Below are 19,000 nucleotides of genomic sequence, written 5' to 3'. Positions count from 1 at the left end.
CTGATGACAGGTCAGATCCGCTTCACCTGATGAAGCGGTTAGGGGAGTGCCCCCACTTTAAGGGCGGGCATTGTAGCGCTGTGGGGGGATCTGGTAAAGCGCCGGACGCCAACAACCCACGCCCGGCATCGTAATTACGTATTGTCTTTCACCGTCTGGCTTGTGCCATTGGCTTTAACGGAGGCAATTCCGGTTTCACGAGATTGCGCGGTGGCGTACATCTGGCTGGAGCCGATAATTTGATGATTAGCGGCTTTCAGATTGAAATAGAATTTGCCGTTACTTGCCGTTTTTTTCTCATAGCGTTCTTCTTGCGGGCTGTTGCTACGCACCGACGCGATGCCCTTTTCCGCAGAGGCTTTTGAGGTATAAAGCTCGCTGGTGAGGATAGTCTCACCATTGCCCGCTTTTAGCACAAACCGGAACTGATTATCACTGCTCTTACTGAGTTCAAACCAACCAGCCATAATGACTCCTTGATTGAAATTGTGTATCGAAAACAGCATCTAAAGGTGCTGTTTACCGATTAAAGTATGAGCGATTTTCTGATGCCTGCCAGGGCGGAGAGATAATGTCAGTTTGCTGACCATGCGTGGGATAATGTTGCCGGATCTGGTCTGAACGCCATCTCCGGCTAACAAAATAATGTCGCTAAAACTAAACGATGCGGCAGGCGTCGGCTTCCCAGCGGTAACCGACGCCATAAACGGCGCGGATAAATGACTGTTCGGCGTCGAGAGATTCCAGCTTGCGGCGCAGGTTTTTAATGTGGCTGTCGATGGTGCGGTCGGTTACTACGCGGTAGTCGTCATAAAGATGATTGAGCAATTGCTCGCGGGAGAACACTTTTCCTGGTTCGTGAGAGAGCGTTTTCAGCAGACGAAATTCCGCAGGCGTCAGGTCAAGCATTTTACCGCGCCATGAAGCCTGAAAACGACCTTCGTCGATAATCAACGGGCTTTCAGCATCCTGTTGCTGCAACTCGCGCTGCGGTTTGCAACGGCGCAAAATGGTTTTGACGCGCGCTACCACTTCCCGAGGGCTGTACGGCTTACAGATATAATCATCTGCGCCAATCTCCAGCCCCAGCAGGCGATCGATCTCTTCGATTTTTGCCGTCACCATCACGATCGGAATGTCAGAAAAACGACGAATTTCCCGGCACAGCGTCAGGCCATCGGTGCCAGGGAGCATCAGATCTAACAGGATCAGATCCGGTGGTGTCTGGCGCACATACGGCAGTACCTGATCGCCGTGGCTGATAAGCGTCGGCGCATAGCTCGCAGCACGCAGATAATCAATGAGCAACTGCCCCAGCTTCGGTTCATCTTCCACGATCAAAATACGCGGTGTGTTTTCGTCGATTGGTAACTCGGTCATACTTCTCTCTGTAAATCCCGTTCCAGCGGTAACTCTACTGTAATGCTTACCCCGCCAAAAGGCGAATGGGCAGCAATAATGCGACCATTATGTGCTTCAACAATGTTCAGGCAAATCGCCAGCCCCAGCCCGGAACCGCCGCTGGCACGGTTGCGGGAACCTTCGGTGCGATAAAAACGTTCAAACAATTTTTGTAGCTGATCGTCACTGACACCTGGCGCACTGTCGGCAAAGGTCAGGCGCACCGTTTTGTCGCGCTGCCCGGCAGAGATTTGCAGGCTGCCGCCGCTGTCAGTGTAGCGCAGGCTGTTTTCCAGTAAGTTATTGAATAACTGCATTAAACGGTCGCGATCGCCAAATACGGTAATACTGTCTGGCAGGGAAAATTGCAGTTTCAGGCCACGACTGGCGAATCGTTCGCGAAATGCGCCGCCCGCCACTTCCAGCAGTGGGATCAAATCTACCGGTGCTTTTTGATAGGCGAGAGCGCCTTCATCAGACATCGACAACTGATGGAGATCGTCAACCAGTTTGGTCAGTGTACCGACCTCCGCCTGTAAAGACGCCACCGTCTCCGGCGTGAATTTACGCACGCCATCCTGAATGGCTTCCAGTTCACCGCGCAGCACCGCTAATGGCGTACGCAGTTCGTGAGAAATATCGGCCATAAAATCGCGCCGCATTTGCTGGTTTTTCTCCAGTGTGCTGGCAAGCTGGTTGAAGTCTTGCGCCAGTTTGCCCAGTTCATCTTCACTGGTGGGCGTTACGCGGGTAGTGAAATCGCCCGCCGCCAGTTTGTGCGTGCCATCGACAAGTCGTTTTACCGGTGCCAGTAAACCGCGCGCCAGCAGAAAAGTGGCAAGTGCCGCGAGTAACGTTGCCAGGGCGACAATCAACCAGCTGGTTTGCCGCTGTTGTTTATCGAAATTGATATCAGTATTGCGCGTTAACCGCTCAACGGGGGAGGCGATCACCGCGCCAACTTCCGCACCGTTGACCAGAATGGGTCGCCGTGTACCGTCAGGTGGAATCGGCGCTCGCGGACCAACCAGCACTTTGTTGTTTTGATCAACCACCCAGAACTGGGTACGCCAGCCGTGCGGTGGCATACCCGGGCCGGGTTTATCTTCCGAATTATCGTGTTCAAATGAACGCAGGATCTGAAAGACAAAGCGATCATTGTTGCGCAGGAAGCGCCAGTTGCCATGCTGCGCATACTGCTCGCCAAGCGCATCACTTAACAGTTGTAATCGCTGTTCATTACCATGCTTGATGTAATCAATAAAGCCACGCTCAAAACTGATACGCACCGCCCAGTGCATACTGATCAGCAAGACAATGCAGGTGGCGAAAATCGCCAGAAACAGTTTGCCGGTAATACCGGGTCGCCAGAACTTCATTGCGCGCTCCTTTTTCGCCGCGAAATAGCTACATTTTGATGCGTATCGTTCGGCACTCTGGCAAAGATGAACGCCGGAAGGGCGATGATCAACGCCATGCTAAGCCAGGTGTACATAAAGACGGTTTGTGTGGTGCCGCTGTCGACGCTAACATGCTGTGAACCAAAAAGTCCCAGCAACAGCCCGGCGATAGTGACGCCGATACTCATCGACAATTGCATAATCATCGACAGCAGGCTGTTGCCGCTGCTCGCCAGATTGTCCGGGAGATCTTTCAGCGTCAGGGTGTTCATGGAGGAGAAACGGGTCGAGTTGACCATCCCTTGTAAAAACAGGACGAACGGCAAAACGTAGTACCAGCCCAACAGAGCGGTAGTCATAAACAACAGGGTGACCAGCGACAGACCCAGCGTGGTCGCTACCAGTACCCGACGATAACCAAAGCGATTCACCACCTGTACAACAATCCGCTTCATCCCCATGCTGCCAAGCACCATCGGGATCATCATCAGTCCGGCATGAAACGGTGAGAAGCCAAGGCCAATTTGCAGGAAAACCGGCGTCATAAAGGGCAACATGCCGCTACCGATACGTCCGGCAAAGCTCCCCGCCAGGCCCAGCGAAAAGGTACGAGTGCGGAACAGTTTCAGACTGAAAAGAGCGCGGTTGTTATTTCTGGCGTGCAGCAGATAAAGCACCAGTGCCACCACACCAACTGCGACCAGGCCTGCAATCGTCAGCGGCGATAAACCTGTACCTTTACTGCCGTCCAGCGCCAGGGTTAATACCGCCATGCCAACCGCCAGCAATAAAAATCCGGAGAGATCAAAGCGCCGCGTCTGCATGGTGTAGTTTGGCATTAACAGCAATGTGGCGATCGCACCGATAATCCCCACCGGAATGTTGATCAAAAAGATCCAGTGCCACGATGCGTACTCCACCAGCAGACCGCCGAGCGCCGGACCGAGCAGCGGACCGACCTGACCGGGTAACGTGACAAAGGTCATCGCCGCCATATATTGCTCGCGCGGTACGATTTTCATCACCGTCAATCTGCCGACCGGCACCATCATCGCGCCGCCAACGCCCTGTAACGCGCGTGCCAGCAACAGTTCGTTCAGCGTGCCGGAAAGCGCGCAAAACAGTGAACCGAGAGTAAACAGCACGATGGCGGTAAAGAAAATATTGCGCACGCCGACTTTGTCCGCCAGCCAGCCGCTGGCGGGCAGCATCACCGCCACGGTCAGCACATAAGAGACAATGACCATGTGCATATGCAACGGACTTTCCCCGAGGCTTTGCGCCATTGAGGGAAGGGCGGTGTTTACGATGGTGGTGTCCAGCGACTGCATAAAGAAGCCGAAAGCCACAATCCACAATTGCCAACGGGTGCTGTCGGGAAGATCTGTCATTTACTCGGTTACCGTTTGTTTAGGTTTACGCGAAAAACGCAGCCGCAGACGGTCGAAAAAGAGATACACCACCGGCGTGGTATACAGCGTAAGGAGCTGGCTCATTACCAGTCCGCCGACAATGGTGATCCCCAGGGGTTGCCGCAGCTCCGAGCCGTCGCCGCCCGACAATACCAGCGGCAGCGCACCAAACAGCGCCGCCAGGGTAGTCATCATAATCGGGCGAAAACGCAGCAGACAGGCCTGGAAAATAGCTTCCTGCGGCGTCAGGTTACCGTGCCGTTGGGCTTCAAGCGCAAAATCGACCATCATAATGGCGTTTTTCTTCACGATGCCGATTAATAGCATGATCCCTATCAGGGCGATTAGGCTGAACGGGGCATTGAACAGCTCCAGCGCCAACAGCGCTCCAACGCCCGCCGAGGGCAGGGTGGAGAGAATCGTCAGCGGATGTACGTAACTCTCGTAAAGGATACCCAGCACGATATACACCGTGGCGATGGCGGCGATAATCAGGATCACCTGCGAGTTCATCGTCTCCTGGAACACCTGCGCCGTGCCGGCAAAACTGCCGCGCACCGTCGAAGGCACACCAAGCTGGGTCATTGCGCGATCGATCGCCGCACTGGCGTCCGAGAGCGATTTTCCGGTCGGCAGGTTAAACGAAATGGTCGAGGCCGCCGATAATCCCTGATGATTCACCGATAGTGGGGCATTCGCCGGTTGCCATTTAGCGAAATACGACAGCGGGATCGCTTTTCCTTCGTTATTGATAACGAACATTTTTTCCAGCGCGCTGATGTCCTGGGTATAGCGCGGATCCACTTCCATCACCACTTTATACTGGTTCATCGGCTGGTAAATGGTCGAGATTTGCCGCTGACCGAAGGCGTTATTTAACAGGCTGTTGGCGGCTTGTACGTCGATTCCCAGCCGTGCCATGGTGTCGCGGTCGTAAACCAGATTCATCTCCGCGCCGTTATCCTGCTGATCGGAGTTCACGTCCGCCAGTTCCGGCAACGTCGCCAGTTTTTTGCGGATTTTCGGCTCCCATTCGCGCAGTGCCGCCAGGTCGTCGGATAACAACGTGTACTGGTAGCTGGCGTTCGACTGACGCCCACCAACGCGAATATCCTGTACCGCCATCAGGAACAGATTCGCCCCCGGTTCTTTCGCCAGTTTTACGCGCAGACGGTCGATAATTTGCTGCGCCGTTTCGCTGCGTTCGTCGCGTGGCTTGAGGGTGATAAACATCATCCCGCTGTTCACTCGCGAACCGCCTGTAAAGCCGGTGACATTATCCACTGCCGGATCGTCACGGATAATTTTCATGAAATCCTGCAACTTACCGCGCATCGCCTGAAACGAAATACTCTGATCCGCCTGAATCCCGCCCATCAACACGCCAGTGTCCTGCTCCGGGAAGAAGGTTTTCGGGATCGAGATATACAGCCAGATATTCAGCGCAATGGTGCCAAGCAGCACCACGCCCACCAGACGGGTATGATTGAGCACCCATTTCAGTGACTTGCCGTAGCCTTGTTGCAGGGCTACCAACATGCGACCAAAACCACGTAGTCGCTTTTGCTCGCGCGGCTTGCTGGCTTTCAGCATCCAGCCACACATCATTGGCGTTAATGTCAGAGAAACCAGTAACGAAATACCAATGGCGACAGAAAGCGTCACGGCAAACTCGCGTAACAGTCGGCCCGGCAATCCGCCCATCAACAGCAGCGGCAGGAACACCGCCACCAGTGACAGACTCATCGACAGCACCGTAAAGCCGACTTCGCGAGTACCTTGTAGCGCGGCCTGTAGTGGTTTCATCCCCGCTTCCAGATGACGGGCAATGTTTTCCAGCACCACGATGGCGTCATCCACCACGAAACCAGTAGCGATGGTGAGCGCCATTAACGACAGGTTATTGAGACTGAATCCGCACAGGTACATCGCCGCAAACGTACCAATCAGCGAAACCGGCACCACAACGGCGGGAATAATAGTGGCGCGACCCGAGCGCAGGAATAAAAACACCACCAGAATCACCAGCGCCACCGAGATAATCAGCGTTTGCTCGACTTCTTCCAGCGAGGCGCGAATGGTGGGGGAGCGATCCTGGGCAATTTGCAGATCAATCGCCGCCGGAATGGTCTCCTGCAACTCCGGTAATTTTGCCCGGATGCTGTCAACCGTCTGGATAATATTGGCTTCCGGCAGCTTGCGGATCATCAGCAAAATAGCTGGTTTGGCGTTGGTCATCCCGGCGTTGCGCACATCCTGCACCGAGTCAGTCACCGTCGCCACATCACCCAGACGAACCGCGCCGCCGTTGTTGTAATGAATAATCAACGGCTGATATTCAGCGGCGGTTTTTAGCTCATCATTGGTCTGGATCTGCCAGCGGTGAGTGCCATCTTCCAGTGCCCCCTGTGGTTTACGCACGTTGGCATTGCTGATGGCGGTGCGTACGTCGTCCAGCGAGACGCCCTGATTAAACAGCGCCTGCGGATTCAGCCCGACGCGTACGGCGGGCAGTGAGCTGCCGCCGACATCGACATCACCAACACCGTCGATTTGCGAAATCGTCGGAGCCAGCTGCGTCGAGGCGAAATCGTACAGTTCACCCTGAGAATAAGTATCGGATGTCAGCGTGAGGATCATAATTGGCGCATCCGACGGGTTCGCTTTGCGATAGGTCGGACGGTTGGGCATCCCACTGGGCAGCAAACTTTGTGCAGCGTTGATCGCCGCCTGCACATCACGCGCTGCGCCGTTGATATCCCGGTCAAAATCAAACTGCAAAATAATCCGCGTGCTGCCGAGCGAACTACTGGAGGTCATTTCACTAACCCCGGCAATGCGCCCAAGTGAGCGCTCCAGCGGCGTGGCAACGGAAGACGCCATTGTCTCCGGCGACGCACCGGGCAGCGAGGCGCTGACCATAATCACCGGAAAATCGACCTGCGGCAGCGGGGCGACCGGCAGCATACGGAAGCCCAGTATGCCGCACAGGGTAATGGCGACCGACAGTAAAATCGTCGCCACCGGGCGGTAAATGAAGAGGGCAAAAAACTTCACTTACGCCTCCTCTTCATGGCGAGCAAAGCGACTTTTGGTCCACAATGCCAGGCGGTCGAACAGCAGATAAATCACCGGCGTGGTGAACAGCGTCAGCACCTGGCTGACAATCAGACCGCCGACCATGCCGATACCTAACGGACGACGCAGTTCCGCGCCGACCCCGGTACTCAACATCAGCGGCAGCGCGCCAAGCAGAGCCGCCAGGGTGGTCATCAGGATCGGACGAAAACGCAACAGACAAGCCTGGTAGATGGCATCGCGCGGCGACATGCCTTGCTCGCGCTCAGCAGCCAGCGCGAAGTCGATCATCATGATGGCGTTCTTCTTCACGATACCGATCAGCAAAATAATGCCGATAATCGCAATCACATCCAGCTCACTTCCGGCAATCATTAATGCCAGCAGTGCGCCGACCCCTGCGGTGGGTAGCGTCGAGAGAATGGTGATCGGGTGAATAAAGCTCTCGTACAGAATGCCGAGCACGATATACATCGCCACCACCGCCGCGACAATCAGCCAGACAGTGCTGCCCAGCGCCGACTGGAAGGCGAGGGTGCTGCCCTGGAATTGCGTGGTGATATCCACCGGCAGATTCAGCGTCTTCTCGGTGTCCATAATCGCCTGCACCGCATCACCCAGCGAATAGTTATCCGGCACGTTAAAGGAGATGGTCGTTACCGGGAACTGATCCAGATGGTTGATGGAGAGCGGCGCAAAACGCTGCTCAATTTTGGCAATTGAGCTTAGCGGCACCACGCCACCGTCGCTGCTGGTCAGGCGAATGGTATCCAGCGCCGCGAGGCCTGGGGTATTTTCGGTGTTGTGTTCCAGCACCACGCGATACTGGTTAGCCTGAGTATAAATAGTGGAAATCAGCCGCTGACCAAACGCGTTGTACAGGGCGTTATCGACATCCGCCATGCTGATCCCCAGACGGCTGGCGCTGTCGCGATCAACATTGACATACGCCACCAGCCCTTTGTCCTGCCAGTCGCTGGAGACATCAGAAAGCTGTGGCAGTTGCTGGAGTTTTTCCATCAACTCTGGCACCCAGGTACTGAGCGCATCCAGTGAGGTGGCCTGCAAGGTAAACTGGTACTGGGTGCGGCTGACCTGAGTATCGATGGTCAGGTCCTGCGTTGGTTGCAGGAAGAGATCGACGCCCGGCACTTTATCCACCGCCGTTTGCAGACGGGCGATGACTTTTTGCACCCGATCATCACGTTCATCCAGCGGTTTGAGGTTGATCTGCAAACGCGCACTGTTCAGCGACGGGTTAGTGCCATCAACGCCAACAAATGAGGTCAGACTTTGCACTGCCGGATCCTGCAAAATCACGTCCGCGACCTGGCGTTGCCGCTGGGCCATATTGGCAAAGGAGCTGGATTGCGGTGCCTGCAAAGTGCCCTGAATAATGCCGTTGTCCTGTACCGGGAAGAAACCTTTCGGAATGAACACCCACAGCAGCACGCTAAGCAGCAGCGTGCTGAGTGCCACGCTTAAGGTCAGCCACGGATGATTCAGCACTTTCGCCAGTCCACGACCATAGGCGGCGATTATCCTGTCGAACATTTTTTCCGAGGCACGGGAGAAGCGGTTCTGTTTACGCAACGACTCCTGGCTGAGCATCCGCGCGCACATCATCGGTGTCAGGGTCAGCGACACCACCGCTGAGATCAAAATCGCTACCGCCAGGGTAATAGCAAATTCGCGGAACAGTCGCCCGACGATATCGCCCATAAACAGCAGTGGGATCAACACCGCAATCAGCGAGAAGGTCAGCGAGATAATGGTAAAGCCGATTTCACCTGCGCCCTTGAGCGCCGCCGCCAACGGTTTTTCGCCTTTTTCGATATAGCGGGAAATATTTTCGATCACCACGATGGCGTCATCGACCACGAACCCGGTGGCGATAGTTAACGCCATCAGCGTCAGGTTATTGATTGAAAAATCGAGAAACACCATGACCGCGAAGGTGCCGATTAACGACAGCGGCACTGCGAAGCCGGGAATGATGGTCGCCGGAATATTGCGCAAAAACAGGTAGATAATCATGACTACCAGCGCGATAGCCATCATCAATTCAAACTGGGTATCGTTGACCGATGCGCGGATATTGGTGGTGCGATCGGAAAGCACTGTTACCTTCACCGATTTCGGCAGACTCTCGGTGAGCTGTGGCAGCATCTGCCGGATGCTGTCGGCGGTGGAGATAATGTTAGCACCGGGCTGGCGCTGAACATTCATCACAATGGCCTGTTCTTTGTTCGCCCATGCGCCAAGCCAGCTGTTTTCTGCACCTTGCTCTACGGTTGCGACATCGCCAAGACGAATCGGCGCGCCGTTCTGGTAGGCGATGATTAGCTGGCGATACTCTTCCGCGGATTGCATCTGGTCGTTCGCGGAAAGCGTGACCGCACGGGAAGGGCCGTCGAGGCTACCTTTTGCCGAGTTAACGTTAGCGCCGGTAATGGCGGTGCGCACGGTTTCGCTGGTCAGGCCGAGGGCGGCAATCGCCTGAGCGTTAAGTTTGACGCGAACAGCCGGACGCTGACCGCCGGAAAGCGTCACCAGGCCGACGCCGGAAATCTGCGAGATTTTCTGCGCGACGCGGGTTTCCACCATATCTTCCACTTGCGTCATCGGCATGGCGGTTGAGGTGACGGCGAGCGTCATGATCGGCGGATCTGCCGGGTTCACTTTGCTGTAAACCGGCGGGTTAGGCAGATCGCTCGGTAGCAGGTTAGTGGCGGCGTTAATCGCGGCCTGCACTTCCTGCTCGGCGACATCGAGCGGTAATGTTAGCTGGAACTGCAAAGTGATAACTGACGCACCGCCGGAACTTTGCGATGACATCTGTTTCAGGCCAGACATCTGCCCGAACTGGCGTTCTAGCGGCGCGGTAACGGCAGAGGTCATGACATCCGGGCTGGCACCTGGGTAGAGCGTGACCACCTGAATGGTCGGATAGTCCACTTCCGGCAGCGCCGAAACGGGCAGGGCGCGATAACCGATAATCCCGGCGAGTAAGATCGCCACCATCAGCAGCGTGGTGGCCACAGGACGCATAATAAACAGGCGCGACGGGCCGCCTGTGCTGCTCGGGGGTAACACCTGCATCAGGAGCGTGCTCCTTTTTTCGCGTATTCGCGGCTGGTGGCTTTCTCTTCCGGAGTAGTGGCGCTCTGGGCTTCCACCACTTCCACTTTCGCCCCTTCGGTCAGGCGATCAATGCCGTCTGTCACCACGCGATCGCCCGCAGAAATACCTGCACGGATCACCACTTTCTGACTGTCCTGAATGCCCGGCGTCACCAGATGTTTGCTGACCTTGTTTTCGCTATTCAGCACCCAGACAAAATGGCCTTCATTGCCCATTTGCAGGGCGGCTGTTGGGATCACTACGGCGTTTTGTTCGGTGTCGACTAACATGCGCGCGTTAACAAACTGATTGGGAAACAGCGCATCATCCTGATTATTAAAGCGTGCTTTCACTTTAATCGTACCGGTAGTGGCATCGATTTGGTTATCTAGACTTAACAGCGTGCCTTCACTTAATTTCTTCGAGTTGGTGCGATCCCAGGCTTCTACCACCAGCGGTTTTCCGGCTTTCTGCGCCTGCACTACGGTAGCGATATCGCTTTCCGGCAGGGTAAAGACTAAATCGATAGGATGCGTCTGGGTGATCACCACGATCCCGGTGGTATCACCACTGGAGATTTGGTTACCAACATCAACCTGCTTGAGACCAACGCGACCATCGACTGGTGCGGTAATCCGGCTCCAGTCGAGTTGCAGCTGCGCGCTGGCAACGCTTGCTTCATCAGCCTTAATGGTGCCTTCGGTTTCACTGACCAGCGCCTGTTGGGCATCCAGCTCCTGGCGGGAAACGAGATTGGTTTTTGCCAGTTGTTGATAACGCGCCAGGTCACGGCGGGCGTTGGCAAGCGTGGCTTTATCTTTTGCCAGTTGGCCCTGGGCTTGTGCTAATGCAACTTTGAACTGGCTGGGGTCAATTTCTGCCAGTAAATCGCCTGCTTTGACCTGCTGGCCTTCCTGGAAATGTAACGCTATCAGTTGGCCGTCCACGCGGCTGCGCACCGTAACGGTATTAGCGGCGGTAATGGTGCCAAGCCCGGTGAGGTAACGCGGAACTGCCTGTTCTACGGCGGTCGCCGCCTGAACCGGGGCTAATGGGCCGGAACGCATACCACGTCGACCACCCGCTGGCGATTGCTGCGCTTGTTTCGTCGCCCCTGGGGCTGCACTCCGGGAGTCATTGCGGCCTTGCCAGAACCAGAATGCGGCGATGGCGGCGATAACCACCACGATTACGATTACCCAACGGGATTTATAACTACCTTTCATCGTTAAGAGTTTCTCTTCCTGAAACGTTTCGCGGAATGATACTAGTGTAGCCAGCCAATAAGGGAGAAAAATGGAGGAATTATGAAACACTGTCTGGAATCGTCTGAATGACGGGCACATTTGCGAGCACGCATCCAGTAATAACACATGAAACTATTTTATCTACGCGTTAGCGATAGACTGCTTGCATGGCGAAAGGAGGTAAGCCGACGATTTCAGCGGGACGCTGAAACGGGAAAGCCCCTCCCGAGGAAGGGGCCATAAATAAGGAAAGGGTCATGATGAAGCTACTCATCATCGTGGTGCTCTTAGTCATAAGCTTCCCCGCTTACTAAGACTACCAGGGCGGGGGAAACCCCGCTCTACCCTCACTCCTGAAAGTATGCCTTCACGATAAGATTGTCAATCCGCAGGCTTTGCAGTCTGCGATCCTGCCAGCAAATATTCTTTGCGAGTCGTTACGCAATAATCACAGAGGAAACTATTTTATTCACGCGTTAGCGATAGACTGCATTCAGGGCGAAAGGAGGTAAGCCGATGATTTCAGCGGGACGCTGAAACGGGAAAGCCTCTCCCGGAGAAGAGGGCTTTTAATAAGGAAAGGGTTATGATGAAGCACGTCATCATACTGGTGATACTCTTAGTGATTAGCTTCCAGGCTTACTAAGAACACCAGGGGGAGGGGGAAACCTCTCCCTAACCCTCACTCCTGAAATTATGTCACTCCGCCCTTAGTGTCAATCGACGGCTCTCCGTTCTTGCGAGGCGAATAGCAAAATTTTCTGCGCCGCCGGGCCTAATTCTGAAAGTTTCTTCGTTTGCTCTTATTTCATTATTGCAGTCGGTATGATACCGGACCTCGATAATTCTCTAAGAAAGGATTTCTTATGAGCGAACAAATCACGTTTGCCACCAGCGATTTTGCCAGTAACCCGGAACCACGTTGCCCCTGCATTTTGCTGCTGGATGTTTCTGGTTCTATGAACGGTAGACCTATTAATGAACTTAACGCCGGATTGGTTACCTTTCGTGATGAACTGCTTGCTGATCCTCTGGCTTTAAAAAGAGTGGAACTCGGCATTGTGACGTTCGGCCCGGTGCATGTGGAACAACCCTTTACCAGCGCCGCTAATTTTTTTCCGCCCATCCTGTTTGCCCAGGGCGATACACCAATGGGTGCGGCCATTACCAAAGCCCTGGATATGGTAGAGGAGCGGAAACGTGAGTATCGTGCAAATGGTATTTCGTATTATCGCCCGTGGATTTTCCTGATTACCGATGGTGCACCAACCGATGAGTGGCAGGCTGCAGCCAACAAAGTGTTTCGGGGGGAAGAAGATAAAAGGTTTGCTTTCTTTTCCATCGGTGTTCAGGGGGCGGATATGAAGACGCTGGCACAAATTAGCGTTCGTCAGCCTTTGCCTCTGCAAGGATTACAATTCCGTGAACTGTTTAGCTGGTTATCCAGTTCGCTGCGTTCGGTTTCCCGCTCCACGCCGGGAACGGAAGTTGTGCTGGAAGCGCCAAAAGGCTGGACGTCAGTGTGAGCTGGCGTCTGGTCTATGCATCAACCGTTGGAACGTCGCACATCAGCGCGGACTTGCCTTGTCAGGATGCCTGCCAGATGCAGATTGCCTGGTTAAATGACCAGCAGCCATTATTGTCGGTATTTGTCGCTGATGGCGCAGGCAGTGTCTCGCAGGGTGGCGAAGGCGCGATGCTCGCCGTCAATGAAGCGATGGCTTATATGTCGCAAAAAGTGCAGGGCGGGGAATTGGGGCTTAATGATGTCCTCGCCACAAATATGGTACTGACCATTCGTCAACGACTTTTTGCCGAGGCGGAAGCCAAAGAATTAGCGGTTCGCGATTTTGCCTGCACATTTCTGGGACTGATTTCATCGCCTGACGGCACCTTGATTATGCAGATTGGCGATGGCGGCGTGGTGGTAGATTTGGGTCACGGTCTGCAATTGCCTCTCACGCCGATGGCGGGTGAATATGCCAACATGACGCACTTCATTACCGACGAAGATGCCGTTTCCAGACTGGAAACTTTCACCAGCACTGGGCGTGCGCACAAAGTTGCAGCATTTACGGATGGTATCCAGCGACTGGCGTTAAATATGCTGGATAATTCTCCTCATGTGCCTTTCTTTACCCCGTTTTTCAATGGACTGGCGGCAGCAACGCAGGAACAACTCGATTTATTACCTGAATTGTTAAAGCAGTTTTTGTCCAGCCCGGCGGTAAACGAGCGTACGGATGATGATAAAACGTTGGCACTGGCGCTGTGGGCAGAGTGAGTTTCTCATGGCGGTTGAAGACAACAATTCAACCGCCAGTTTAAACAATAAATATAACGGCTGATTAGCGAACTAATTTTGCTCTTAGCTCGTCGGCTTCTTCTTTTGGATAGGTGACCAATAAAGGATCAATGGTATAACCGCCGTAAATTTTATCCCCGCGCGTATACATCCAGTCTGAAATATCTTCTTTCTTGATTTTCCACTCCTGGCCATATTCTACGTTTGTAACAATACCAGGGTCATTGCTGATTACGCCAATAAACATGCCGTTAGAATAAGTGACATCCGTAAGCCAGAAATGCTCGGTTCTTCCGTGATCGGTTATCGGGGCTTTGACTGCGAAAGTATCGGCATCTTTTTTATTCATAACCTCGATGAATTTATCGGTTTCTTTCCGCGCATGTTTAATCGCGTCAGACATCGCTTGTTTATCATAACCTCCCGTCACTAACGTATCCGAAACTTCACTAAAGCCCGCGGTAGTAAAAAATAGCAGACTCAACATAAGTAATATCTTTTTCATTTTTTCTCCAGAATCCCTTTGTAGTCAAAGTTAGCAAAAACCTGTGGAAGTTAATCATTATCAGGCCGAAATTGAATTGTATCCTGATAAAATTGCATTATCATTTTTATTCTTGAGTGGGTTTTCCCCATATAGAAATAATTTTAATGGTTAGTTGTTATTATTCATTGAAATATAATATAACTACCCGCGAAATATTATGAAAACAAATATAAAAGTATTTACATCGACAGGTGAATTGACCACTCTTGGCCGTGAACTGGGCAAAGGTGGTGAAGGCGCGGTTTATGATATCGAGGAGTTTGTCGATAGCGTCGCCAAGATTTATCACACGCCGCCACCCGCCTTAAAACAGGACAAACTTGCCTTTATGGCTGCGACAGCTGACGCGCAGTTGTTGAATTATGTCGCCTGGCCGCAGGCAACGCTTCACGGTGGACGAGGCGGAAAAGTTATCGGTTTTATGATGCCAAAAGTTTCTGGTAAAGAACCGATTCATATGATCTATAGCCCGGCACATCGTCGCCAGAGTTACCCTCATTGTGCGTGGGATTTTCTACTCTATGTTGCGCGCAATATTGCTTCATCTTTTGCTACGGTTCACGAGCACGGGCACGTCGTGGGTGACGTAAACCAGAACAGTTTTATGGTAGGTCGCGACAGCAAAGTGGTACTGATTGATAGCGACTCCTTTCAGATTAACGCCAATGGCACACTGCATTTATGCGAAGTCGGCGTGTCGCATTTTACGCCGCCAGAGCTACAAACCTTGTCGTCATTTGTCGGCTTTGAACGCACAGAAAATCACGATAATTTTGGCCTTGCGTTGCTGATTTTTCACGTCTTGTTTGGTGGCCGGCATCCTTATTCTGGTGTGCCGCTTATCTCTGATGCGGGTAATGCGCTGGAGACGGATATTACCCATTTCCGTTATGCCTACGCGTCAGATAATCAGCGACGTGGTTTAAAACCGCCGCCACGATCGATTCCGCTATCGATGTTACCGAGTGATGTTGAAGCCATGTTTCAGCAGGCATTCACGGAAAGTGGCGTGGCAACCGGGCGTCCGACGGCTAAAGCGTGGGTAGCGGCACTTGATTCTCTGCGCCAACAGTTAAAGAAATGTCCCGTTTCGGCAATGCATGTTTATCCCGCTCATTTGACCGACTGCCCGTGGTGTGCGCTGGATAATCAAGGCGTTATCTATTTTATTGATCTCGGCGAAGAGGTCATTACCACCAGCGGTGATTTTGTGCTGGCGAAAGTCTGGGCGATGGTGATGGCGTCAGTAGCACCGCCAGCATTGCAATTGCCATTACCCGATCATTTCCAACCGACTGGCAGGCCGCTTCCTTTAGGCCTGTTACGGCGCGAATACATCATTCTGATTGAGATCGCACTGTCAGCGTTATCGCTGTTGCTTTGCGGCCTTCAGGCAGAACCGCGTTATATTATTTTGGTTCCTGTGCTGTCGGCTATCTGGATTATTGGCAGTCTGACAAGCAAAGCGTACAAAGCAGAAGTTCAGCAACGCCGTGAGGCATTTAATCGCGCGAAAATGGACTATGACCATTTATTCAGCCAGATCCAACAGTTGGGCGGGCTGGAAGGTTTTATCGCCAAACGGACGATGCTCGAAAAAATGAAGGACGAAATGCTCGGGTTACCGGAAGAAGAAAAACGTGCTCTGGCAGCACTTCACGACACCGCAAGGGAACGGCAGAAGCAGAAGTTTCTGGAGGGATTTTTTATTGATGTTGCCTCTATTCCCGGCGTTGGCCCTGCGCGTAAAGCGGCGTTACGGTCCTTTGGTATTGAAACAGCAGCGGATGTTACCCGTCGTGGGGTTAAGCAAGTGAAAGGGTTTGGTGATCATCTGACCCAGGCAGTTATCGACTGGAAAGCAAGTTGCGAACGCCGTTTTGTGTTCAGGCCGAATGAAGCGGTAACGCCAGCAGACAGACAAGCGGTAATGGCGAAAATGACCGCCAAACGACATCGGCTGGAATCGACGTTGACTGTCGGCGCGACAGAGTTGCAGCGATTCCGCCTTCATGCTCCAGCACGGACCATGCCGTTGATGGAACCGTTACGTCAGGCGGCAGAAAAACTGGCTCAGGCGCAGGCTGATTTAAGCCGCTGCTGAGCCATTTTCTTTTAACGAAATACCACTTCTGCCCAGCGTGCCAGCCCGGCGGTGACGGAGCCAAAGTCATCGCCGCCTGCAATCGGAATGCCCGGCAACTGTTCTGCCAGCGCTTTTTTAATCAGCGGCGAACGGGCGCTACCGCCGGTCAGGTAGATAACGTCCGGTTTTTCCTGGGCGTTATCCAGCGCCAGTTGCACCTGTTCCAGAATCCGCGCCAGTGGCTGGCTGAGGGCGCTTTCCAGCCCTTGCTGGCTAATCAGCGTAGCCAGTTCATCGCTGATAAACGGCAGTGAGGCGCGGGTTTCCGCAGTGCTTGAAAGGGCGATTTTGCTCTCTTCTGCGCTACGCACCAGGCGATAGCTTAAACGCTGACGCCAGACTTTCTGTAACAGGGCCACTTTTTCCGGTTCGCGGGCATCGCGTACCAGATCGTTAAGCAGACGACCGTTGGCACTACTGTAGAAATCACTCTGTGCAGGAACGTCGTTGATGGCAACCGCATTCCACCACGGCAGAATCGGTAGGGCGATGCCTTTTTCGGTTTCGCCACCCATGCCCAGTAACGGCATCAGGTTTTTAAACGCCAGCGCGATATCCAGATCGTTACCGCCAATACGGCAACCACTGTGACCCAGCAGGCTGGCTTCACGATCGAGACGCGAACGCCACTGCGGCCCCATCAGCAGTAATGAACAGTCAGTCGTACCACCGCCGATATCCACCACCAGCACCCGTTTTTCTTCCTGCAAGGTGGCTTCGTAATCCAGCCCAGCCGCGACCGGCTCGTACTGGAATACCACGTCCCTGAATCCGGCACGCTTCGCCGCGCGTTCCAGAATCCCTTGCGCCTGGGTGTTTGCTTCATCACCGCCCAGCCCCTGGAAGTTGATCGGACGACCAATCACCGCCTGAGTAATCGCTTCTGGCAGCTGTGCCTGCGCCTGCTGGCGAATGTGCAACATCATTGCGCAGACCAGATCCTCAAACAGCGCTACCTGCTGCGGTTTTAAGCCGCTGGCACCGAGGAACGATTTTGGTGATTTCACAAACCACACTTCTTCTGGATCATCAATGTACTGTGCCAGTGAGGAAAGACCGAACTGCACGCTTTTCGCCGTAACATCGATATCTTCTTCGCGGTTATAACGAATCGCCCGACGTAACAGCGCCTGCGTTTCATCGTCGTCTGCCGGAACATCATGATGGCGGTACAGCCATTCGCTTACCGCTTCACGCGTTGGCGCGCAAAGCATTGAAGGCAGCAGCGTGCTGTCGTTTTCCATTTTTAGCAAATGCGGTTTACCGTCACGCATGACCGCCACTGAACAGTTTGCTGTACCGTAATCAAAACCAATAAACACGAAATAATCCCCATGCCGGTGAAGAAGGGGCGTGACTTTAGCGAAATGTTGCCGTCGCGACAACCGGAATATGAAAGCAAAGCGCAGCGTCTGAATAACGTTTATGCTGAAAGCGGATGAATAAGGAGATGCGATGTATACCCTGAACTGGCAGCCGCCGTATGACTGGTCGTGGATGTTGGGATTTCTCGCCGCCCGTGCGGTGAGCAGTGTGGAAACGGTCGCGGACAGTTATTATGCCCGTAGTCTGGCGGTGGGCGAATATCGCGGCGTGGTGACTGCTATTCCGGATATAGCCCGCCATACTCTGCACATAAATTTAAGTGCAGGTTTAGAACCTGTTGCCGCAGAGTGTCTGGCGAAAATGAGCCGCCTGTTTGATCTGCAATGTAACCCACAAATTGTTAACGGTGCGTTGGGCAGGTTAGGCGCGGCGCGGCCCGGATTGCGTTTACCCGGCTGTGTTGATGCTTTTGAGCAGGGCGTGCGGGCGATTTTAGGCCAACTGGTGAGCGTGGCGATGGCGGCAAAATTGACCGCCAGAGTGGCACAGCTTTATGGCGAACGGCTGGATGATTTTCCGGAGTATATCTGCTTCCCGACGCCTCAGCGGCTGGCAGCAGCAGACCCGCAGGCATTAAAAGCGTTAGGTATGCCGTTGAAACGGGCAGAGGCGCTGATTCATCTGGCAAATGCGGCGCTGGAGGGCACCTTACCAATGACAATACCGGGCGATGTGGAGCAGGCGATGAAAACGCTGCAAACTTTTCCGGGTATCGGGCGCTGGACGGCGAATTATTTTGCTTTGCGTGGCTGGCAGGCGAAAGATGTTTTCCTGCCGGATGATTATCTGATTAAACAGCGATTTCCGGGAATGACACCAGCACAAATCCGCCGTTATGCCGAACGCTGGAAGCCCTGGCGCTCTTATGCGCTGTTGCATATCTGGTATACGGAAGGCTGGCAACCAGACGAAGCATGACGTTGGTCGCCGGATGCGGTGCGAGCGCCTTATCCGG

The 19,000-nt window shown here is 53.7% G+C and carries 15 protein-coding genes; 6 read left to right on the top strand and 9 right to left on the bottom strand.

The window, feature by feature from the left end:
* Positions 1-134 precede the first annotated feature (134 nt).
* The 7 genes from ACJHW7_RS21225 to mdtA form a co-directional block, all read right to left on the bottom strand.
* Positions 135-467, bottom strand: coding sequence for a YegP family protein (locus ACJHW7_RS21225; RefSeq protein WP_000929408.1), 333 nt, complete (start codon positions 465-467; stop codon positions 135-137).
* A 190-nt stretch (positions 468-657) separates the two neighbouring features.
* A complete protein-coding gene (gene baeR / locus ACJHW7_RS21220) occupies positions 658-1,380 on the bottom strand; it encodes a two-component system response regulator BaeR (RefSeq protein WP_000137877.1) in 723 nt (240 codons plus the stop codon).
* Positions 1,377-2,780 (bottom strand): two-component system sensor histidine kinase BaeS, encoded by a 1,404-nt coding sequence (gene baeS / locus ACJHW7_RS21215; protein WP_000675150.1) that lies wholly within the window; start codon positions 2,778-2,780, stop codon positions 1,377-1,379. Before baeS ends, baeR begins: the two co-directional genes overlap by 4 nt.
* A complete protein-coding gene (locus ACJHW7_RS21210) occupies positions 2,777-4,192 on the bottom strand; it encodes an MFS transporter (RefSeq protein WP_000130850.1) in 1,416 nt (471 codons plus the stop codon). Before ACJHW7_RS21210 ends, baeS begins: the two co-directional genes overlap by 4 nt.
* Positions 4,193-7,270, bottom strand: a complete 3,078-nt coding sequence (gene mdtC / locus ACJHW7_RS21205) for a multidrug efflux RND transporter permease subunit MdtC (protein WP_021547048.1) — start codon at positions 7,268-7,270, stop codon at positions 4,193-4,195.
* Positions 7,271-10,393 carry a multidrug efflux RND transporter permease subunit MdtB gene (gene mdtB, locus ACJHW7_RS21200; RefSeq protein WP_001197905.1) on the bottom strand — a complete coding sequence of 1,041 codons (3,123 nt, stop codon included), beginning with the start codon at positions 10,391-10,393 and terminating at the stop codon, positions 7,271-7,273. It abuts the gene before it with no gap.
* Entirely contained in the window at positions 10,393-11,640 is a 1,248-nt protein-coding gene (mdtA, locus tag ACJHW7_RS21195; protein WP_000678989.1) for a multidrug efflux RND transporter subunit MdtA, read from the bottom strand. The genes mdtB and mdtA overlap by 1 nt, the downstream gene beginning before the upstream one ends.
* Before the next feature lie 278 nt (positions 11,641-11,918).
* Between mdtA and ACJHW7_RS21190 the strand changes: the two genes are divergently transcribed.
* The 4 genes from ACJHW7_RS21190 (at position 11,919) to pphC (ending at position 13,945) form a co-directional block, all read left to right on the top strand.
* On the top strand, positions 11,919-11,975 hold the full coding sequence (locus ACJHW7_RS21190; RefSeq protein ID WP_001386899.1) for a type I toxin-antitoxin system Ibs family toxin: 57 nt from the start codon (positions 11,919-11,921) through the stop codon (positions 11,973-11,975).
* A 272-nt stretch (positions 11,976-12,247) separates the two neighbouring features.
* On the top strand, positions 12,248-12,307 hold the full coding sequence (gene ibsA, locus ACJHW7_RS21185) for a type I toxin-antitoxin system toxin IbsA (protein WP_010723109.1): 60 nt from the start codon (positions 12,248-12,250) through the stop codon (positions 12,305-12,307).
* 220 nt (positions 12,308-12,527) lie between these two features.
* The gene (locus tag ACJHW7_RS21180) at positions 12,528-13,187 is read left to right on the top strand and encodes a vWA domain-containing protein (RefSeq protein WP_000003154.1); all 660 of its coding nucleotides are present in this window, start codon (positions 12,528-12,530) and stop codon (positions 13,185-13,187) included.
* Positions 13,184-13,945, top strand: coding sequence for a protein-serine/threonine phosphatase PphC (gene pphC / locus ACJHW7_RS21175; RefSeq protein ID WP_000119090.1), 762 nt, complete (start codon positions 13,184-13,186; stop codon positions 13,943-13,945). Before ACJHW7_RS21180 ends, pphC begins: the two co-directional genes overlap by 4 nt.
* A 64-nt stretch (positions 13,946-14,009) precedes the next feature.
* On the opposite strand, the gene ACJHW7_RS21170 is transcribed toward pphC, so the two are convergent.
* Positions 14,010-14,471: a YegJ family protein gene (locus tag ACJHW7_RS21170; RefSeq protein ID WP_000722348.1), complete on the bottom strand. Its 462-nt coding sequence runs from the start codon at positions 14,469-14,471 to the stop codon at positions 14,010-14,012.
* Between the two features lie 199 nt (positions 14,472-14,670).
* Here ACJHW7_RS21170 and yegI point away from each other — a divergent pair, with 199 nt between their 5' ends.
* A complete protein-coding gene (yegI, locus tag ACJHW7_RS21165) occupies positions 14,671-16,617 on the top strand; it encodes a protein kinase YegI (protein WP_000856088.1) in 1,947 nt (648 codons plus the stop codon).
* An 11-nt stretch (positions 16,618-16,628) separates the two neighbouring features.
* On the opposite strand, the gene yegD is transcribed toward yegI, so the two are convergent.
* Entirely contained in the window at positions 16,629-17,981 is a 1,353-nt protein-coding gene (gene yegD, locus ACJHW7_RS21160; protein ID WP_000469709.1) for a molecular chaperone, read from the bottom strand.
* Positions 17,982-18,114: 133 nt separating this feature from the next.
* On the opposite strand from yegD, the gene alkA reads away from it, so the two are divergent.
* Complete coding sequence (alkA, locus tag ACJHW7_RS21155) at positions 18,115-18,963, top strand: DNA-3-methyladenine glycosylase 2 (protein ID WP_000288420.1); 849 nt, start codon at positions 18,115-18,117, stop codon at positions 18,961-18,963.
* Positions 18,964-19,000 lie beyond the last annotated feature (37 nt).

It is taken from the genome of Escherichia sp. WS1152 (genome assembly GCF_046487665.1).
In the GTDB taxonomy this organism is placed as follows: domain Bacteria; phylum Pseudomonadota; class Gammaproteobacteria; order Enterobacterales; family Enterobacteriaceae; genus Escherichia; species Escherichia coli.
This window is presented reverse-complemented; position numbering and strand designations above follow the sequence as displayed.

Bases quoted from the DNA above. Each gene is read 5' to 3' on its own strand.
- ACJHW7_RS21225 (WP_000929408.1), bottom strand. From the start codon at position 467: ATGGCTGGTTGGTTTGAACTCAGTAAGAGCAGTGATAATCAGTTCCGG.
- baeR (WP_000137877.1), bottom strand. From the start codon at position 1,380: ATGACCGAGTTACCAATCGACGAAAACACACCGCGTATTTTGATCGTG.
- baeS (WP_000675150.1), bottom strand. From the start codon at position 2,780: ATGAAGTTCTGGCGACCCGGTATTACCGGCAAACTGTTTCTGGCGATT.
- ACJHW7_RS21210 (WP_000130850.1), bottom strand. From the start codon at position 4,192: ATGACAGATCTTCCCGACAGCACCCGTTGGCAATTGTGGATTGTGGCT.
- mdtB (WP_001197905.1), bottom strand. From the start codon at position 10,393: ATGCAGGTGTTACCCCCGAGCAGCACAGGCGGCCCGTCGCGCCTGTTT.
- mdtA (WP_000678989.1), bottom strand. From the start codon at position 11,640: ATGAAAGGTAGTTATAAATCCCGTTGGGTAATCGTAATCGTGGTGGTT.
- ACJHW7_RS21180 (WP_000003154.1), top strand. From the start codon at position 12,528: ATGAGCGAACAAATCACGTTTGCCACCAGCGATTTTGCCAGTAACCCG.
- ACJHW7_RS21170 (WP_000722348.1), bottom strand. From the start codon at position 14,471: ATGAAAAAGATATTACTTATGTTGAGTCTGCTATTTTTTACTACCGCG.
- yegI (WP_000856088.1), top strand. From the start codon at position 14,671: ATGAAAACAAATATAAAAGTATTTACATCGACAGGTGAATTGACCACT.
- alkA (WP_000288420.1), top strand. From the start codon at position 18,115: ATGTATACCCTGAACTGGCAGCCGCCGTATGACTGGTCGTGGATGTTG.